The organism is Actinomadura soli, assembly GCF_005889715.1.
Taxonomy (GTDB): Bacteria; Actinomycetota; Actinomycetes; order Streptosporangiales; family Streptosporangiaceae; genus Spirillospora; species Spirillospora soli.
In genome coordinates, this window is record NZ_VCKW01000183.1 from 1 (window position 1) to 17,796 (window position 17,796).

At 72.4% G+C, this 17,796-nt stretch carries 16 protein-coding genes and 2 tRNA genes; 2 read left to right on the forward strand and 16 right to left on the reverse strand.

Annotated elements, in window-relative coordinates; genetic code table 11:
• On the forward strand, positions 1 to 807 hold an 807-nt coding region (locus tag ETD83_RS42855; protein WP_171064480.1), incomplete at its 5' end, for a baeRF2 domain-containing protein.
• A gap of 224 nt (positions 808 to 1,031) precedes the next feature.
• Here ETD83_RS42855 and ETD83_RS28775 read toward each other — a convergent pair.
• The 8 genes from ETD83_RS28775 to ETD83_RS28810 form a co-directional block, all read right to left on the reverse strand.
• A tRNA-Ala gene (locus tag ETD83_RS28775) sits at positions 1,032 to 1,104 on the reverse strand.
• Between the two features lie 80 nt (positions 1,105 to 1,184).
• Positions 1,185 to 1,685: a hypothetical protein gene (locus ETD83_RS28780; RefSeq protein WP_138648351.1), complete on the reverse strand. Its 501-nt coding sequence runs from the start codon at positions 1,683 to 1,685 to the stop codon at positions 1,185 to 1,187.
• A 113-nt stretch (positions 1,686 to 1,798) separates the two neighbouring features.
• Positions 1,799 to 2,026 (reverse strand): hypothetical protein, encoded by a 228-nt coding sequence (locus tag ETD83_RS28785; RefSeq protein ID WP_138648352.1) that lies wholly within the window; start codon positions 2,024 to 2,026, stop codon positions 1,799 to 1,801.
• A 278-nt stretch (positions 2,027 to 2,304) separates the two neighbouring features.
• Positions 2,305 to 2,377, reverse strand: a tRNA-Ala gene (locus tag ETD83_RS28790).
• A gap of 78 nt (positions 2,378 to 2,455) precedes the next feature.
• A complete protein-coding gene (locus ETD83_RS28795) occupies positions 2,456 to 3,118 on the reverse strand; it encodes a histidine phosphatase family protein (protein WP_138648353.1) in 663 nt (220 codons plus the stop codon).
• Entirely contained in the window at positions 3,111 to 3,524 is a 414-nt protein-coding gene (rsfS, locus tag ETD83_RS28800; protein WP_138648354.1) for a ribosome silencing factor, read from the reverse strand. Before rsfS ends, ETD83_RS28795 begins: the two co-directional genes overlap by 8 nt.
• A gap of 197 nt (positions 3,525 to 3,721) precedes the next feature.
• Positions 3,722 to 4,315: a nicotinate-nucleotide adenylyltransferase gene (nadD, locus tag ETD83_RS28805; RefSeq protein WP_138648355.1), complete on the reverse strand. Its 594-nt coding sequence runs from the start codon at positions 4,313 to 4,315 to the stop codon at positions 3,722 to 3,724.
• A 54-nt stretch (positions 4,316 to 4,369) separates the two neighbouring features.
• The gene (locus ETD83_RS28810) at positions 4,370 to 5,656 is read right to left on the reverse strand and encodes a phenylacetate--CoA ligase family protein (protein ID WP_205717942.1); all 1,287 of its coding nucleotides are present in this window, start codon (positions 5,654 to 5,656) and stop codon (positions 4,370 to 4,372) included.
• Between the two features lie 92 nt (positions 5,657 to 5,748).
• Between ETD83_RS28810 and ETD83_RS28815 the strand changes: the two genes are divergently transcribed.
• Complete coding sequence (locus ETD83_RS28815; protein WP_138648356.1) at positions 5,749 to 6,783, forward strand: M48 family metallopeptidase; 1,035 nt, start codon at positions 5,749 to 5,751, stop codon at positions 6,781 to 6,783.
• A gap of 111 nt (positions 6,784 to 6,894) precedes the next feature.
• On the opposite strand, the gene ETD83_RS28820 is transcribed toward ETD83_RS28815, so the two are convergent.
• The 8 genes from ETD83_RS28820 to ETD83_RS28855 form a co-directional block, all read right to left on the reverse strand.
• Entirely contained in the window at positions 6,895 to 8,628 is a 1,734-nt protein-coding gene (locus ETD83_RS28820) for a TIGR03767 family metallophosphoesterase (protein ID WP_230421263.1), read from the reverse strand.
• 108 nt (positions 8,629 to 8,736) lie between these two features.
• Positions 8,737 to 9,999 (reverse strand): glutamate-5-semialdehyde dehydrogenase, encoded by a 1,263-nt coding sequence (locus tag ETD83_RS28825; protein ID WP_138648358.1) that lies wholly within the window; start codon positions 9,997 to 9,999, stop codon positions 8,737 to 8,739.
• Positions 9,999 to 11,135 carry a glutamate 5-kinase gene (gene proB, locus ETD83_RS28830; RefSeq protein WP_138648359.1) on the reverse strand — a complete coding sequence of 379 codons (1,137 nt, stop codon included), beginning with the start codon at positions 11,133 to 11,135 and terminating at the stop codon, positions 9,999 to 10,001. The genes ETD83_RS28825 and proB overlap by 1 nt, the downstream gene beginning before the upstream one ends.
• Positions 11,136 to 11,149: 14 nt before the next feature.
• Complete coding sequence (gene obgE / locus ETD83_RS28835; protein WP_138648360.1) at positions 11,150 to 12,547, reverse strand: GTPase ObgE; 1,398 nt, start codon at positions 12,545 to 12,547, stop codon at positions 11,150 to 11,152.
• An 81-nt stretch (positions 12,548 to 12,628) separates the two neighbouring features.
• Positions 12,629 to 12,886 (reverse strand): 50S ribosomal protein L27, encoded by a 258-nt coding sequence (gene rpmA, locus ETD83_RS28840; protein ID WP_138648361.1) that lies wholly within the window; start codon positions 12,884 to 12,886, stop codon positions 12,629 to 12,631.
• Positions 12,887 to 12,899: 13 nt separating this feature from the next.
• Positions 12,900 to 13,214: a 50S ribosomal protein L21 gene (gene rplU / locus ETD83_RS28845; RefSeq protein WP_132178495.1), complete on the reverse strand. Its 315-nt coding sequence runs from the start codon at positions 13,212 to 13,214 to the stop codon at positions 12,900 to 12,902.
• 324 nt (positions 13,215 to 13,538) lie between these two features.
• Positions 13,539 to 16,619: a ribonuclease E/G gene (locus tag ETD83_RS28850; protein WP_138648362.1), complete on the reverse strand. Its 3,081-nt coding sequence runs from the start codon at positions 16,617 to 16,619 to the stop codon at positions 13,539 to 13,541.
• Between the two features lie 207 nt (positions 16,620 to 16,826).
• Complete coding sequence (locus ETD83_RS28855; protein WP_138648363.1) at positions 16,827 to 17,687, reverse strand: TIGR03936 family radical SAM-associated protein; 861 nt, start codon at positions 17,685 to 17,687, stop codon at positions 16,827 to 16,829.
• Positions 17,688 to 17,796 lie beyond the last annotated feature (109 nt).

Here is a 17,796-nt window from a genome sequence, read left to right on the forward strand (position 1 = left end):
ACCCTGGCCCCACTCCCGGACGTCCTCCCCTACCTGGCCGAACGCGGTGAGAAGTTCCCCCACCTGCTGGCCGTCGTCGACCGTCGCGGGGGCGCGATCGACTGCGTCACCGCCGACGGGCGGCACCGGCACATCGACGTCCAGGGGGACGAGGAGTACCCCATCCGCAAGACCAAGGCGGGCGACTGGAACCAGTCCCGGTTCCAGCGCTCGTCGGAGAACGTGTGGAAGACCAACGCCAAGAAGGTCGCCCACGAGATCGACCGCGCCGCCGACCGCTACGGCGCCGAGGCCGTCGTGATCGCCGGTGACACCCGCGCCCGTACCGCCGTCCTGGACGAGGTGTCCGAGCACGTCCTGGAGCACACCGTCGAGACCGACAAGAACACCACCGTCGACGACCCGGACCTGGACGCGGAAGTCCGCCGCATCCTGAACCTCAAGACGACCGAACGCATCCTCACCGTCGCCGAACGTTTCGACCGCGAACTCGCCAACGGCCAGCGCGCCGTCTCGGGCCTGCCGTCCACCACCGAGGCCGTCCGCCAGGGACGGGTCGAGACGCTCCTCTTGGAGGACGACCCCGTCTCCAACGCCCGCCTGTGGGTCGGCCCTGACCCGGCGCAGATCGCCACCACCGCCGAAGAGCTCCACGACGAGTTCGGGGTGGCCTCCCCCTACGAGGACCGAGCCGACGCCGCCCTGATCCGGGCCGCGGCCGCCACCGACGGCGAACTGGTCGTCCTACCGCCCAACGGCCCCAACCCCAACCTTCACGTCGGAGCCGTCCTCCGCTACACCGCCTGAAACATGGTCAAGACGACAAAGGAGCGGCGGGCAGGAGCAGCGCGCGCAAGCGCCTCGGGGGTCCGGGGGTTGCCCCCCGGGAAGAAATGGCGGGCACCGGCGAAGGTGAGCAAAGCTCACCGAGCAGGCGCAGCCGCCTCGGGGGTCCGGGGGTCGCCCCCGGGAAGAAATGGCGGGCACCGGCGAAGGTGAGCAAAGCTCACCGAGCAGGCGGAACCGCCTCGTGGAGCTATGGGGATTCGAACCCCAGACCTCCTCCATGCCATGGAGGCGCGCTACCAACTGCGCCATAGCCCCTTGGTCGGATAAAGCCTAGTGCACGCTGGGAGCGGTTCGGACGCGGGCCGCGGCGGGTGTCCGCCGCGGCCCGCGCCGCGTCAGCCCGGCTTCTTCGAGGTGTAGGTGTACCAGTGGTCGTTGACCGTCGGTACGTGGACCGTGACGTTCCTGGGCCACTCGACCGGGACGCCGAGGACCTTGTTCTCCTCGATGATCCGGCCGTTGCCGGTGGTGTGCTTGCTGTTGATCTCCTTGGTGGACTCGGTCTGGGCGGGCCGGCCTTCGGCGGGCCCGCCCTGGGCGGCCTGGTCCTCGGCGGGCTGGTCCTGGGTGGACTGCTCCTGCTGCTTCGCCTGGTTCCTGGCGCAGAGGGCCCGTCCGAGGTCGGGCTGGTTCGGGAGCAGCTTGTGGTACGAGAGGACCTTGAGCGCCAGGGCGCAGTCCTCCTTCTCGACGTCGCTCTCCGCGGCCGGCTCGGCATTGGTCTCCGGGGCCGGTGGCGGCGCTTCGTGCGCCGCGACGGGCGCCGCCGCGGCCATGACGGTCGCCGCGACGAGCGCGGCGGGCAGCAGCGTTATTCCGGAGATCCGGCTTCTCATGGGTCAACCCTCATCTCGATCATGCATCGCCACTCCGTGGCTGTTCCCGCATGATCGACATGGTGAAGCGCGGCCGGACGAAAGGCAGCCGCCGTCATGGCGAACCTTTTGCGTCAGACCCATCCGAGGCTTTCGCGGACGTCCTCGGGCGCGTAGCCGCGTTGTCCGCCGTCTCCGATCCACACGATCCCATCGGCCTCCCCCACGGGGCCGATGGCGTGCTCCTGCGGAAGCCGCGGCTGGATGGCCAGCCGCACCTGCATCCCCGGCTCGAACCTGCGCAACTCGTCGATGAGGTCGGCCACAGTGACCTCGCGCGCCCCCCTGCGGTGTCTTCCCATACCAGGCATGAAACCATTTCCGAGCCGCCGTTCCGCCCGTCCGGCACAAGAAAGCGTCCGGCGGCCCCCAGTCGTCGCCGAACAGATTCCCGAATCCGGGGGGCAAGGGGCGAAGCCCCGAAAAGGCTCGAAGTGCAAGAGCCGCACACGCCCTACAACCTCAGCCGGAAGGGGGGCGGGGGGGGCGGAGCCCCCGTATCGGGGGTCGTCCCGGGTCAAACACGAAGAAGGAGTGGCGGCCCGCGCTCTCCGCGGGCTCGCCACTCCCAACTCGTTCGTGGAGCTATGGGGATTCGAACCCCAGACCTCCTCCATGCCATGGAGGCGCGCTACCAACTGCGCCATAGCCCCGCCGCTGCGTGGACGTTCATCCCGCAGCGCTTCGCCAGTGTATCGGACGGGGCGGGCGCGGCTCGAATCGTTTGCCGGTCAGGTTCCGGCGTCGGGGCGGTCGTCGCTGAGGACGGGTTCGGGAAGGGTGCCGGCGTTGTGCTCGGCGAGGCGCCAGCCGCCGTCGCGCATCTCGGTGACGACCGACCAGCAGCAGTTGGAGAGGCCGCCGAGGCGTTCCCAGGTCTCTTCGGGGAGGCGGAGGAGGTGGGACATGCCGAGGCGGAGCGCGGCGCCGTGGGACGCGACGACGAGCTGCCCGGTGGGCGGGAGGTCGTCGAGGGCGCGTTCGAGGGCGGCGCCGACGCGCTTGGCGACCTGGGCGCTGGTCTCGCCGCCGGGCGGCTGCCAGGCGGCGTGCTCGGCCGGGTACCGTTCGCGGATCTCGCGGTTGGTCAGGCCCTCCCAGGCGCCGCCGTCGCGTTCGATGAGGTCCTTGTCGTAGCGGACGGGGAGCCCGGTGATGTCGGCGAGGGCCTGGGCGGTGTCGGCCGCGCGGCGGAGCGGGGACGCCAGGAGGGCGGTGGGGCTGAGCCCGGCGAGGAGCCTGGCCGCTCGCCGGGCCTGCTGGAGCCCGGTGTCGTCGAGCGGGACGTCGGTCTTGCCCTGGAAGCGGTGTTCGAGGTTCCAGGCGGTCTGGCCGTGTCTCCAGAGCACGAGCCGCCGTTTCCCCGGCTGGCGGGTGGGGCGGGCGTCACTCACTCGCGCTCCCGACGGTGCGGGCGCGATGGTTCTGGTGGGCGGTGACGTGTTCCGGCAGTTCGATGAGGGGGCAGTCTTTCCAGAGCCGTTCGAGGGCGTAGAACATGCGGTCTTCCTCGTGCTGGATGTGCACGATGATGTCCGCGTAGTCCAGCAGCACCCAGCGGCCTTCGCGCTCGCCCTCGCGGCGGACGGGCTTGGCGCCGGCGTCCTCGCGGAGGCGTTTCTCGACTTCGTCGACGATGGCGCGGACCTGACGGTCGCTGGGTGCGGAGCAGAGCACGAAAGCGTCGGTGATGACGAGCTGCTCGCTCACGTCGTAGGCAAGAATGTCGTCGGCCAGCTTGTCGCCCGCCGCCTCGGCGGCGATTCGGACGAGCTGTGCCGCCCTCTCGGATGCGGTCACGATGCGCTCGCGATCCTCCCTGTAGGGGTCGTATCCGCTACCACCTTCTCACGGGCGGCGGACAACGGCTCCCTATGTCGCTGTTCGACCGCAAATGCTCCTGCGGCCCTTCCTCATCCCAGGGTATGTCCCGAGGCCGGGCGCCCCATTCGGGTGTCCGTCCGGCCCGCCGATGCGGGTTCCGGGACGGCCCTGGGTCAACTCCGGTAAAGGTCGCGTTTGTTGATGTACTGGACGATCCCGTCCGGGACGAGGTACCAGATGGGCTCGCCGGAGCGGACGCGGTCGCGGCACTCGGTCGAGGAGATCGACAGGGCCGGGACCTCCATGAGGGAGACCCGCCCGTTGGGCAGGCCGGGGTCGGCGAGCCGGTGGCCGGGACGGGTGACGCCGACGAAGTGCGCGAGCTCGAACAGCTCCTCGGTGTCGTGCCAGGTCAGCATCTTCTCCAGGGCGTCCGCGCCGGTGATGAAGAACAGGTCGGCGCCCGGCCCCTGGATCCGCCGCATGTCGCGGAGGGTGTCGACGGTGTAGGTGGGCCGCGGGCGGTCGATGTCGACGCGGCTGACGGAGAAGCGCGGGTTGGACGCGGTGGCGATCACGGCCATGAGGTAGCGGTCCTCGGCGGCGGCGACCTTGCGTCCCTCCTTGTGGGACGAGATGCCGGTGGGCACGAACACGACCTCGTCCAGGGAGAAGAAGTGCGCGACCTCGCTCGCGGCCACGAGGTGCCCGTGGTGGATCGGGTCGAACGTGCCGCCCATGATCCCCAGCCGCCGCTTTTGCGTCATGGCGACGAGAATAGCCAGCGGGCCCCGGGCCCGGAACGTCCGGGCCCCCGGGGCTCAGGCCAGGCCGGGGAGGGGCGCGGCTCCGTCCTTCCAGGTCACGACGCGGACGGCCTTGCCGACCTCGACCCTCGGCACGGTGCCGCCGGGCAGGACGAACACCTCGGCGGTCAGCCCGAGCGACTCGTGCAGGGCACGGACGAGCTCGCCGCGCGGGTTGCCGGAGAGGGCCTCGCAGGCGACGAGCAGCCGGGTGGCGGGGCTGCGGCGGTCCACGACGAGCTGGTAGTGCGGCCGGACGAGCCCGGACCCGAGCAGGACGCGCTCGACCTCGCTCGGGTACACGTTGACGCCCCGGACGACGAGCATGTCGTCGGCGCGGCCGAGGACCTTGCTCATCCGGACGAGCGTCCGCCCGCAGGGGCATTCGCCGCGGGTCAGGGACGCGATGTCGCCGGTGCGGTAGCGCAGGAGCGGCAGCGCCTGCTTCGTCGGGGTCGTGAACACCAGCTCGCCGGGGGTGCCCTCCTCGACGGGCCCGCCGGTGGACGGGTCGACGGCCTCGACGATGAAGTGGTCCTCGTTGACGTGCAGGCCGTCCTGTTCGAGGCATTCGGTGGCGACGCCGGGGCCGATGACCTCGGACAGGCCGTAGATGTCCATCGCCTTGATCGGCAGGACGCGCTCGATGGCGGTGCGCAGCTCCTCCGACCAGGGCTCGGCGCCGAAGAGGCCCGCCTTGAGCGCGTGCGGTTCGGCGCCCGCCTCCGCGATCGCCTCGCCGAGCCGGAGGGCGTAGGCGGGGGTGCAGGTCAGGACGTCCGCGCGGAGGTCGGTGAGCATCCGGACCTGCCGGTCGGTCATGCCGCCCGACATCGGCACCACGGTCGCGCCGAGCGCCACGGCGCCCTGGTGGATGCCGATCCCGCCGGTGAACAGGCCGTAGCCGTAGGCGTTGTGGACGATGCTCCCCGGCGACGCCCCCGCGCACGACAGCGACCGCGCGCACATGGCCGCCCACAGGTCGAGGTCGGCCCTGGTGTAGGCGACGAGGGTGGGGCGTCCGCGCGTCCCGCTGGAGCCGTGCACGGCGGCGACCTGGTCGCGCGGGACGGCCAGCATCCCGAACGGGTAGGTGTCCCAGAGGTCCTGCTTGGTGGTGAACGGGAGGTTCCGCAGCCCGGCGAGGGTGACGTCCGAGCCGCCGCCGACGCCGGCCTCCTTCAGCCGGTGGCCCTGGACGCCGCCCGCCGCGAGAAGCCGGTCGACCAGCCCCCACAGACGGTGCCGCTGCAGCGCGGCGCGCTCGTCGAGGGACATCGCCTCGGCTTTCGGGTCGAACATGGCTCGCCTCCCGGGCACGGCCGGAGCCGGTCGAGGGATCCGCGGCGGGGAACCCTGCGACTCGGTGGTTCGTCGGAACTACCATGCCAGACATGACGGAGAACACACCGGATCGAGCACGAGCGCGGTTCCCGGGGATCAGTTCCCGGGCCTACGAACACCCGGCGGACCGATCGGCGCTCGTGGCGCTGCGCTCGCTGTCCGGGTTCGACGTCGTCCTGCGCAAGCTGTCGGGGCTGATCAACGAGCGGTCCCTGCGGCTGATGTTCCTCGGCGGGACGGTGCGCGTCGGCGAAGACCAGTTCCGCAACATCTATGACATGGTCCGCGACGCCTCGTACGTCCTGGACATGCCGGAGGTACCGGAGCTGTACGTCCGGCAGGACCCGACGCCCAACGCGATGGCGCTCGGCTCCGACCACCCGTTCATCGTGCTGAACACCGGCCTGATCGACCTGCTGGACGACGAGGAGCTGCGGTTCGTCGTCGGGCACGAGGTCGGGCACATCCTGTCCGGGCACGCGGTGTACCAGACGATGATGCAGATCCTGTTGCAGCTCGGGTCGCGGCTGGCGTGGCTGCCGCTCGGCAACATGGGCATCGCGGCGATCATCATCGGGTTGCGGGAGTGGTTCCGGAAGGCGGAGCTGTCGTCCGACCGCGCCGGCCTGCTCGTCGGGCAGGACCTGGACGCCGCGAAGCGCGTGATGATGAAGCTCGCCGGCGGGACGCGGCTCGGCGACATGAGCAGCGAGGCGTTCCTGGAGCAGGCCCGCGAGTACGACGCGGCCGGCGACGTCCGGGACGGGCTGCTGAAGTTCCTGAACCTGCTCGGGCAGTCGCACCCGTTCGCGGTGATCCGGTTCGCGGAGATCGACCGGTGGGCGCGCAGCGGCGAGTACGAGCGGATCCTCGCCGGCGACTACGCCCGCCGCGACGACGACGGCAGCGCATCGGTCACCGACGAGATCAAGGAGGCGGCCAGGTCGTACCGGGAGTCGTGGGAGCGGACGGCCGACCCGTTCGTGGGCAAGGTGCGCGACATGGCGGACGCGGCGGCCGGCGCGGCCGGCGGGCTGTTCGACCGGTTCAGCCGCCGCGACAACGGACCGACCGACACCAACTAGCCGGAGCGACGGCGATCAGCCCGGGCAACGGCAACGGGGAGAGCGACCACCAGGCCGCCGCGACACGGACGCGGCGGCCTTTCTCATGCCTTCTCGTGCTCCTCTGGCGCGCTAGAACGGGGCGGGGAGGAGGAGTTCGACGTTGCGGTCGTCGGCGTCGCCGCGGCGGTTCTCCTCGCGTTCCTGCCAGTCGTTGCCCGCCAGCTCACGGGACAGCGACGCCAGCCGGACGGGGTCGGTGAGGCGGCCGCCGTAGGACGCGGGACCGGCCGAGTCCAGGACCGTCGCGAAGATCGACAGGGTGCCGTCGCCGTTGTCGGCGAGTTCGAGGATGCGGCTCTGCTGCGGGAAGTCGATGTGCGCGGCCGTGTTCACCTCCCAGAAACCCCCGCCGCTCTCGCGGGCGTGCGGGATCACGCGGTTGCGGTGCGTGTGGCCGTTCACCCACAGGATCACGTTCGGGTAGCGCAGCAGGAGCGCCAGGACCTCGTCGCCCAGGACACGGTCGCCGCCGAGGGCGTTGTCCAGGGAGGCGATCGGATGGTGGCTGAACAGGACGAACAGCCGGTCCTTCACCCTGTGCCGGACGACGGAGCCGTCCGGGGCGTAGTAGTGGCTGCTTCCGGCCTTCAGCTGGGACTCCAGCCACGCGAACTGCTCCTTGTCGAGCGAGCCCTCGGGTAGGCCGTTCGGGTTGACGGTGTCGAGGACGAGTCCCCGGACGGCGCCCTTGCCGAACGCGTAGTAGGCCGTCCCGTCGCGGAGGTTGCCCAGGTTGAAGCCGTGCCCGCGCAGGGACGCGGCCGTCTTGAAGTGCTCGGCGACGACCTCGCGGCGCGACAGCATGCGCCGGTCCGGGTCGGGTGTCACGCGGCGGAACAGGCCGCCCGCGTCGCCGTGCTCGCGGATGAGGCGCAGGAGAGCCTCGGCGTCGCCCTCGGCCAGGATGCGGGCGAGGATCTGGGCCTGGGCGGCGTCCGCCGGTACGCCGACCCGGACGCCACCGGTGGCGAGGGCCGAGATGAGCGGGTTGACCGGCAGGTTCCCCTGGACGAGGCCGTCGTGGTTGCCGAACACGGCGAGCCACGGCGCGTCCAGGCCGGTCGCCTGGAAAGGCCTGCGCGCGGCGTCGATCAGGCCCTCCACGCGCGGGAAGCCGAACGTGGCGATGGGGATGTCGGGGTCCGCGCCGGGCGGCGGGCCTTCGGGATGCCAGAACGCGCGGTCGTAGGACGTCCAGTCCATGACGCCCTCGTACCGGTCCGGATCGCCGGAGTCGGGGCGGATGCGGCCGCCGTCCAGCAGGTCGATGATCCAGCGGACCTCGTTGTACTGGACGTTGTCGGCCGCGTCACCGGTGTTGATGGCGAACGCGAGCGGCAGCCCGGTCGCCGGGCCCCGCCCGACGCGGTTCATCGCCCGGACCATCGCCTCGGCGACCTGCGTGGACAGGATCTCCTGCGGCCGGTACGCGCTCTGCACGGGCACGTCCATGACGTCCTTGAAGCGGTCGAGGAGCTCGACGCGCGCCGGGGACTGGGCGTCGATGACGTGGACGTCGGTGAGCTGGCCGAACGCCAGGACAGGCCGGCGCCGCACGGCGCGGCGCGCGGACGCGGCGCCGCCGAGGTCGCGGCGGAGGAGGTGCGGCTCGCCCGGTCCGGCGATCACGGGACGGTAGCCGCCGGTGCCTGCGGAACCGAGCACGTACGTCCGGGCCAGGGTGGTGCCGTCGACGGGGCCGCGGAGCGCGGGAAAGGCCCCGGGGGCGGCGGTAGCAGGGCGCGAGGGGAACGCGACGAGTCCGGTGGAGGCCAGCCCCGCGCCGAGGGCGGCGCCCTTCAAGACGCGGCGGCGAGTGTACTCACGAGTCACAATCGTGAATCACACCACGCGCCACGACGTGACATCAATGGTCAAAATGTCACAAGTTGACCGGGGCGGTCAGGGTGGTCAGCCGCGCAGATGGCCCTCGCCCGTCACCACGTACTTCGTCGACGTCAGCTCCGGAAGCCCCATCGGGCCGCGGGCGTGCAGCTTCTGCGTCGAGATGCCGATCTCCGCGCCGAAGCCGAACTCCTCGCCGTCGGTGAAGCGCGTGGAGGCGTTCACCATCACCGCGGCCGAGTCGACCAGGGCGACGAACCGTTTCGCGGCGGGCTGCGACGTCGTGACGATCGCCTCGGTGTGGCCGGAACCGTACTCGCGGATGTGCGCGACGGCGTCGTCCAGCGAGTCGACGACGCGGGCGGCGATGTCGAGGGACAGGTACTCGGCGTGCCAGTCGTCCTCGGTCGCCTCCACGACGCCGTCGCCGCCGGCGTATGACCGGATGCGGTCATCGCCGTGGACGGTGACACCGGCCTTCCGCAGCGCCCCAAGCGCGCGGGGGACGAACGCGTCGGCGACGTCGGCGTGCACCAGGAACGTCTCCGCCGCGTTGCAAACGGACGGACGCTGCGTCTTCGCGTTCAGCAGGATCTCGACGGCCATGTCGACGTCGGCGGCGGCGTCCACGTACACCGCGCAGTTCCCGACGCCCGTCTCGATCACCGGGACCATCGACTCCTCCACCACCGAGTTGATCAGCGAGGCGCCGCCGCGCGGGATCAGCACGTCCACCAGGCCGCGGGCCCGCATCAGGTGCTTCACCGACTCGCGGGACGTGCCCGGGACGAGCTGGACCGCGTCCGCCGGGACCTCCGTCTCCGCCAGCGCGCGCTGCATCACCCGGACCAGCGCCGTGTTCGAGTCGTGCGCCGACGACGAGCCGCGCAGCAGCGCCGCGTTCCCGCTCTTCAGGCACAGCGCGGCGGCGTCCACGGTCACGTTCGGGCGGCCCTCGTAGATCATCCCGACGACGCCGAGCGGCACCCGCACCTGCCGCAGCTCCAGCCCGTTCGGCAGGACGCTCCCGCGCACCGACTCCCCCACCGGGTCGGGCAGCGCGGCGACCTTCCGGACCGCGTCGGCGATCGCGGCGATCCGGCCCTCCGACAGGCTCAGCCGGTCGATCATGTACTCGGACGTGCCGTTCTCCCGGGCCCGCGCCACATCCGCCGCGTTCGCCTCGACGATCTCCGGCGCGGCGGCGACCAGGGCGTCCGCGATCCGGTGCAGCGCCGCGTCCTTCGCCGCCCGGGGCAGCGGGGCCAGCCCGGCGGCGGCCTCCCCGGCGCGCCGCGCGACCCGCACGAACTCGTCGGCCTCGCTCATCACACGTCCCCTTCCGAAAGGACCACCAGATGGTCGCGGTGGATTATCTCGCGTTCGTACTCCGCGCCCAGCTCCCGGGCCAGCCAGCGCGTGGAGCGGCCCATCAGGTCGGGGATCTCGGACGCGTCGTAGTTCACCAGCCCGCGCGCCACCACCCGGCCCGCGGTGTCGCACAGGTCGACGGGGTCGCCCGCCGCGAAGTCGCCGGACACGCCCGTCACCCCGGCCGGGAGCAGCGACTTGCGGCGCCGCACCACCGCGTCGACCGCGCCAGGGTCGAGCGTGACCCGTCCCTGCCCGGTGGTGGCGTGGGCGAGCCACAGGTCCCGGGTCGACATGCGGCGGCCGTCGGCCGGGTGGAACAGCGTCCCGACCCCGTCGCCGGCGAGCGCGTGCGCGGCGGACGCGGCGTCCGTCAGCACGACGGGGATGCCCGCGATCCGGGCCGCCTCGACCTTGGTGACCATGCCGCCGGTGCCGACGCGTCCGGACCGGCCGAGCTTGACGTCCTTCAGGTCGCCCGGGCCGTGCACGTCGGCGATGCGGCGGGCGCCGGGACGGCGCGGGTCGCCGGTGTAGAGGGCGTCGACGTCCGACAGCAGGATCAGCGCGTCCGCGCGGGTCAGGTGCGCGACCAGCGCGGCGAGCCGGTCGTTGTCGCCGAACCGGATCTCGTCGGTGGCGACGGTGTCGTTCTCGTTCACGATCGGCAGGATGCCGAGGGCGAGGAGCTGCGCGAGCGTGCGCTGCGCGTTGCGATGGTGGGAGCGGCGCATCATGTCGTCGGCGGTGAGCAGCACCTGCCCGGCCGTCATCCCGTGCCGGGCGAACGCCGCGGTGTACCGGGCGAACAGCAGGCCCTGGCCGACGCTCGCCGCCGCCTGCTGGGTGGCGAGGTCGCGCGGCCGCCGGGTCAGCCCCAGCGGGCCGAGGCCCGCGGCGATCGCGCCGGACGACACGAACACGATCTCGGTGCCGTCGGCGCGGCGGGCGGCGAGGACGTCCACCAGCGCGTCGATGCGCCCGGCGTCGATCGTCCCCTCCGTGGTGGTCAGCGACGACGAGCCCGCCTTCACCACGATCCGGCGGGCCTTCGCGATCGCCTCCCGCTCGTTCACGGCCTCCCGCTCGTTCATGGCCTCCCGCTCCGTCACGGCCGTCCGCCCAGGCGGCGGTCGGTGCCGCGCGGTCCGGCGGCGCCGTCGCCGGCCGCGACCTCGGGCTCCCAGTCGAAGACGACCGAGTCGTCCGGCGTGCCGATCAGGACCGTCGCGCCCGCGCTGGCGCCCGCCTTGGCGAGGGCGTCCTCCACGCCGAGCCGCGCCAGCCGGTCGGCGAGGTAGCCGACGGCCTCCTCGTTGGCGAAGTCCGTCTGCCGCAGCCACCGGACCGGTTTCGCGCCGGTGATCAGGTACGTGTTGTCGCCGATGTCCCTGACCTCGAAGTCGGTGTCGCCGCCGACCGGCTCGGGCCGGATGACGATGCGGGTCGGCTCCGCCGGCGGCAGCGACGCGCGGTACTCGCCCACCATCGCCGCCATCGCGAACGACAGCTCCCGCAGGCCCTCGCGCGTCGCCGCCGACACCTCGAACACCTTCAGGCCGCGCGCCTCGAACTCGGGCCTGACCATCTCGGCGAGGTCGCGCCCGTCCGGGACGTCCACCTTGTTCAGGACGACGATGCGGGGCCGGTCCGACAGCGGGCGGTCGCCGAGCACCCGGTCGTAGGCCCGCAGCTCGCGTTCGATGACGTCGAAGTCGCTGACCGGGTCGCGTCCCGGCTCCATCGTCGCGCAGTCGAGGACGTGCGCGAGGGTGGACGAGCGCTCGATGTGGCGGAGGAAGTCCAGGCCGAGGCCGCGACCCTCGCTGGCGCCTTCGATCAGGCCGGGGACGTCCGCGACCGTGAACGTCGTGTCGGCCGCCTCGACCACGCCGAGGTTCGGGATCAGCGTCGTGAACGGATAGTCGGCGATCTTCGGCTTGGCGGCCGACAGCGCGGCGATCAGCGACGACTTGCCCGCGCTGGGGAAGCCGACGAGCGCGACGTCCGCGACGCTCTTCAGTTCCAGGACGACGTCGCGCGCCTCTCCCGGCTCGCCGAGCAGCGCGAACCCGGGCGCCTTGCGCTTGGCGGTCGCCAGCGCCGCGTTCCCGAGGCCGCCGTTGCCGCCACGCGCGACCACGTACCGGGTGCCCTCGCCGACCAGGTCGGCCACGACCTCGGCGCCCTCCTTGACGACGGTGCCGTCCGGGACGGGCAGGACCACGTCGCCGCCGTCCGCGCCCGTCCGGTGGCCGCCCTGCCCGGGACGGCCGTTGCCCGCCTTGCGGTGCGGGCGCCGGTGATACTCCAGGAGGCTCGCGGCGTTCCCGTCGACGACCAGGACGACGTCGCCGCCGCGCCCGCCGTTCGCGCCGTCCGGCCCGCCGAGCGGCTTGAACTTCTCCCGGTGGATCGACGCGCAGCCGTTGCCGCCGTTGCCGGCGGCGACGTGCAGCACCACCCGGTCGACGAACTGCGCGCCCGATCCCGCTCCAGCGGCCACGGTGATCTCTCCTCAACGAAACGGAGAAGGGGCGGACCGGAAACGGTCCGCCCCTTCAGCAAAGTCTTTTTCCCAGGCGGACTACTCCGCCGGCGGGACGACGCTCACCGCGTTGCGGCCCCGGTAGCGACGGAACTGCACCGCGCCCGCGGTCAGCGCGAACAGCGTGTCGTCGCCGCCGCGCCCGACGCCCGGGCCGGGGTGGAAGTGGGTGCCGCGCTGCCGGACGATGATCTCGCCGGCCTTGACGACCTGCCCGCCGAACCGCTTCACGCCGAGACGCTTGGCATTGGAGTCACGGCCGTTGCGGCTGGACGACGCGCCCTTCTTGTGTGCCATGTGACCGCTCTCCCTACTTCCCGGCCTTGATACCGGTGATCTTGACCTCGGTGTACGGCTGACGGTGCCCCATCCGCCGCTTGTACCCGGTCTTGTTCCGGTAGTGCATGATGTTGATCTTCGGGCCCTTGACCGCGCCGAGGATCTCGGCGGTCACCTCGTAGCGCGCGAGGTCGGCCGAGCCGCTGACGACCGTGTCGCCGTCCACCACCAGCACGGCCGGGAACGTGACGGTCGAACCGACGTCGCCGGCCAGCTTGTCGACGGTCAGCACGTCATCGACGGCGACCTTCTCCTGCCTGCCGCCTGCGCGGACAATCGCGTACACCGCGGAAACCCTTCGTCTTCGCGCGCTTCCGGACTGAACCGGCCCCGCGCGTGGCTCACACCAGCCCCCGGATGGGGGCCTACCTCCGGCCATCGGGCCGAAGGCGGCACACCAGAGAAGACCCTGATGCTCTCTGCTTGACCTCACCGGACCGGCGAGGTGCGCACCGAACGCCCCGGAGGGATTCGCGGTGCAGACTCAGATGACGCGCCCAGGACGCGCCGAAGTACAAGACTACCGGATGCCCCGGCTCAATCGCACCTGACTCAGCGGGAGCGCCCGGTGGGCTGGCGCGGGATCGCGCCTGCCCACCGGGGCGGATCGCTATTCGGTCTCCGCGTCGGCGGTCTGGGCCGCGGACGCGGTGGAGCGGCGGACGCGGCGGCGGGTGATCGGCTCGCCCTCGTCCTTGACCTCGGGCTGGGCGGCGTCGGCCGTGGAGCCGTTCGGCTCGGGGGCGACGGGCGCGGAGCCGTTGAGGTCATTCCCGGACGGCTCGGTGCCGTTGGCGGCGACCGGGACCGGCTCGGCGGAGTCGAGCGCGGCCGGGCTGGTGCCGGCGGTCTCGGCCTCGGCCTCGGCCGCCTCGACGGCGGCCTGCGCGGGAGACTCCTCGGCGTCGATCTCCGGGGGCGGGCCGGCGGGACGCTTGGCCGGGCCCGACCTGCGCCGGCGTGCCCGCACCGGCTGGACGGGTTCGGCGGGCTCGAACGGCGCGGTCTCGGCCGCCTCGGCGGTCGCGGCGGACGCGCCGGTCGCGGCGGGCTCCGCCGCGGCCGGCTCGGCGGGACGGCTCTCGTGCTCGGCCAGCTTCTCCTCGACGGCCCGTTCGACCTCGCCCTTGCGCCTGCGGCGGCGGCCGCTCTCCTTGCCGGCCGCCTTGTCCGGCTTCGGCTCGACCGGGGACAGATGGACGTGGATGCCGCGTCCACCGCAGGAATCGCAGGTCTCCGAGAACGCCTCCAGCAGGCCCTGGCCGACGCGCTTGCGGGTCATCTGGACCAGGCCGAGCGAGGTGACCTCGGCGACCTGATGCTTGGTACGGTCCCGCGACAGGCACTCCACGAGACGGCGCAGCACCAGGTCACGGTTGCTCTCCAGCACCATGTCGATGAAGTCGATCACGACGATGCCGCCGATGTCGCGGAGCCGGAGCTGGCGGACGATCTCCTCGGCCGCCTCCAGGTTGTTGCGGGTGACGGTCTCCTCCAGGTTGCCGCCCTGCCCGGTGAACTTGCCGGTGTTGACGTCGATGACCGTCATCGCCTCGGTGCGGTCGATCACCAGGGAGCCGCCGGACGGCAGCCACACCTTGCGGTCGAGGGCCTTGGCGATCTGCTCGTCGATGCGGTAGGCGGACATGGCGTCCTGGTTGCCCGTCCAGCGCTCGACGCGGTCGGCGAGGTGCGGCGCGACGTACTCGACGTACTCGGAGACGGTGTCCCAGGCGCCCTCACCGGACACCACGAGCTTGGAGAAGTCCTCGTTGAAGATGTCGCGGACGACGCGGATCGTCAGGTCGGGCTCGCCGTAGAGGAGGGAGGGCGCGGAGGCCGTCTTGACCTTCTTCTGGATGTTGTCCCACTGGGCGGCCAGGCGGGAGACGTCCCGGGAGAGCTCCTCCTCGGTGGCGCCCTCGGCGGCGGTCCGGACGATCACGCCGGCGTTCTCCGGCATGACCTTCTTCAGGATCGCCTTGAGGCGGCTGCGCTCCTTGTCGGGGAGCTTGCGGCTGATGCCGGTCATCGAGCCGTCCGGCACGTACACGAGGTAGCGGCCGGGCAGCGAGACCTGGCTGGTCAGCCGGGCGCCCTTGTGGCCGAGCGGGTCCTTGGTGACCTGGACGAGCACCGACTGGCCCGACTTCAGCGCCGACTCGATGCGGCGCGGCTGGCCCTCCAGGCCGGAGGCGTCCCAGTTGACCTCGCCCGCGTACAGGACGGCGTTGCGGCCCTTGCCGATGTCGACGAACGCCGCCTCCATCGACGGCAGGACGTTCTGGACCTTGCCCAGGTAGACGTTGCCGACGTAGCTCTGGTGCGTCGCGCGGTTCACGTAGTGCTCGACGAGGACGTCGTCCTCCAGGACGGCGATCTGGGTGCGCTCGCCTTCCTGCCGGACGACCATGACCCGCTCGACGGACTCGCGGCGGGCCAGGAACTCGGCCTCGGTGATCACCGGCGGGCGGCGGCGGCCCTGCTCGCGGCCCTCCCGGCGGCGCTGCTTCTTGGCCTCCAGCCGGGTCGAGCCCCGGACGGACTGGACCTCGTCCTCGGCGGCGGCGCGGGCCTCGCGGGCGGAGCGGACGTGGACGACGGTGTTCGGCGGGTCGTCCGTGACGCCATCGGCGTCGGCCCCGGAGCGGCGCCTGCGGCGCCGCCGGCGGCGGCTCGACCCGCCCTGGCCGGCCTCGCCCTCGTCGCCGTCGTCCGCGTCGGCATCGCGGTCGCTCTCCTCCGCCTGGGGCTCCTTCTCCTTGCCCTTTTCCTTCTTGGCGGGCTTGTCTTTCTTGGTGCTCTTGTCCTTCTTGACGGCCTTGGCGGGCTTGGCGGGCTCCTCGTCCTTCTCCTCGGGCTCCGCCTCGTCGGCCTGCGCCTCGTCGTCGCCCTCCTTGCCGCCCCGGCCGCGCCCGCGCCCGCCACGGCGGCGGCGCCGGCGGGACGGACGGTCGTCGGACTCGTCCTCGTCGGACAGCCGCTCGTCGCGCTCCTCATCGGAGACGTCGTCGTCCTCGGCGGGCTCGGCCTTCGGCTCGTCCTTGGGCCGCGCGGACGTCTCGGCCTTCGGCTGCGGCGGCTGGAACACGACCATCGGCGCCTGGAACGTCACGCCCGGGACGCCGACACCGCTGGCGGGCTCGGCCTCCGACACCTGCGCCTGCTCGGCGGCCGGCACGTCCGGCACCGCCGGGACGGCGGGAACGGCCGACGCCGCGGAGGCCACGGAGCGGCGGCGCGTCCGGGTACGGGTACGCGGCGCGGGCGCCTCATCGGCGGCCTGCTCATCGGCGGGCTGGTCGCTCTCGACGGCGGCCGGGGGCTCGCTCTCGGTGTCCGGGGAGCTCTCGGCGCCGGTCATCGGGACGGGCTCGGACGTCTCGGCGGCCTTCCCGCTCCTGGTGCGGGTGCGGGACCGCGTGGTGCGCTTCGGCGGCTCGGGCGCCTCCTCGGCCGGAGCGGCCTCTCCCGGCGGCTCCGGGGCGTCCGCCGCGGCGGAGGCGCCGGTCGTGTCGGGCGGCGGGCCCGCGGGACGGCTGGCGCGGCGCGGGCGCGACGTCACCGCCGGGGAGTTCGCGTCCTGCGTGCTCGCGGCCTCCGCACTCGCGGTGCTCGCGTTCTCGGTGTTCTCCGTGTCCGTGTTCTCTGTGCCTTCGGCGTTGGCCGAATCGGCTTCGTTCTCAAGCATCCGGGCAATCTCCCGTCAGGCTCCCGGGCGCGTCCGCGCGTTCCGCCGAGGGGCGGATCGATGCGGTGCGCCGCACGGGAGCACTCCATCAGTCGTCGGTGCCGTCACCGCCGGACGATCGTCCGGCCATGACGACGAAGTCGTCGGGGGTGCGCCAGCCGTACCCTGCGGGACCGGTTCCGTGTCGCCACGGCTTCGGTCTCACGGTCAGGCGCTGACGGCATCCACGCTCGCGGCGTCCCCGGGCAGCGGCCGCTCCTGGCCGCGGGCCGTCTCGGCGTCATCGCCGGACGGCAGGCCGATCTCCCGGTCGGGATCCAGAGGATCCGCGAGGCCACCGGTGCCCGCGTCGAGGGGCCCCTGCGCCAGCCTGGTCACCAGCGGGGGTGACGGCGGCGCGAGGTCGGCGACCTGGCGCAGTCCGGTGAGGATGTCGTCGGGTCGTACGGCGGGTGTGGAATGCCGAACAACCATTCGAAGTATCGCACAAGGGGCATCCGCCGCGTCCGCGGCGCGCCGGTCCAGCTCACAGGAGGACACGGCGGCGCGCACGTCGAAACGGCGCAGCCCCTTCTTCGTGAGGCGTTCCACCTCGACCTCGCCGGCGGCCATGAAGGCGGCCACGGCGGCGGCGGCATCGTCGGATGACACGCCGTCCAGCCGGATCCGCCATTCGGACGCCTCGAGGCGATCGGCGAACGCGCCCGCCCTCGGCTGCGCGTCGCCGTCACGTCCCGCCCTTACCGGCACGACATCCACGATGTCGAGCCCGGGAGGCAGGGCCGCGTCGAGATCGGCCCGCACCCGCGCAGGGTCGCGGGGCGCGGCGAGCCCGATCTCAAGGTATTCCGCCTCACTGGCCACCCCTGTCGCCGCCGCACCCGCATACGAGATCTTCGGGTGGGGGGTGAATCCGCCGCTGAACGCGACAGGGATCCCGGCGCGCCTGACGGCGCGTTCCACGGCCCGGGAAATGTCGCGGTGGCTCGTGAACCGCAGCCTGCCCCGCTTGGCATAGCGGACGCGCAGTCGCTGGGTCACGGGGGCCGGCGGCGGACCCTCCGGCATGGGTGCCAGGGTTCTGGTCCTTCCTACTCGCGTCGAGTCGAAAAACAAAGGTCTCCCTATAGAGTACGTGCCCCCGGCCACCCTCGCGCCCGCCCCCTTGCCCGGCGGC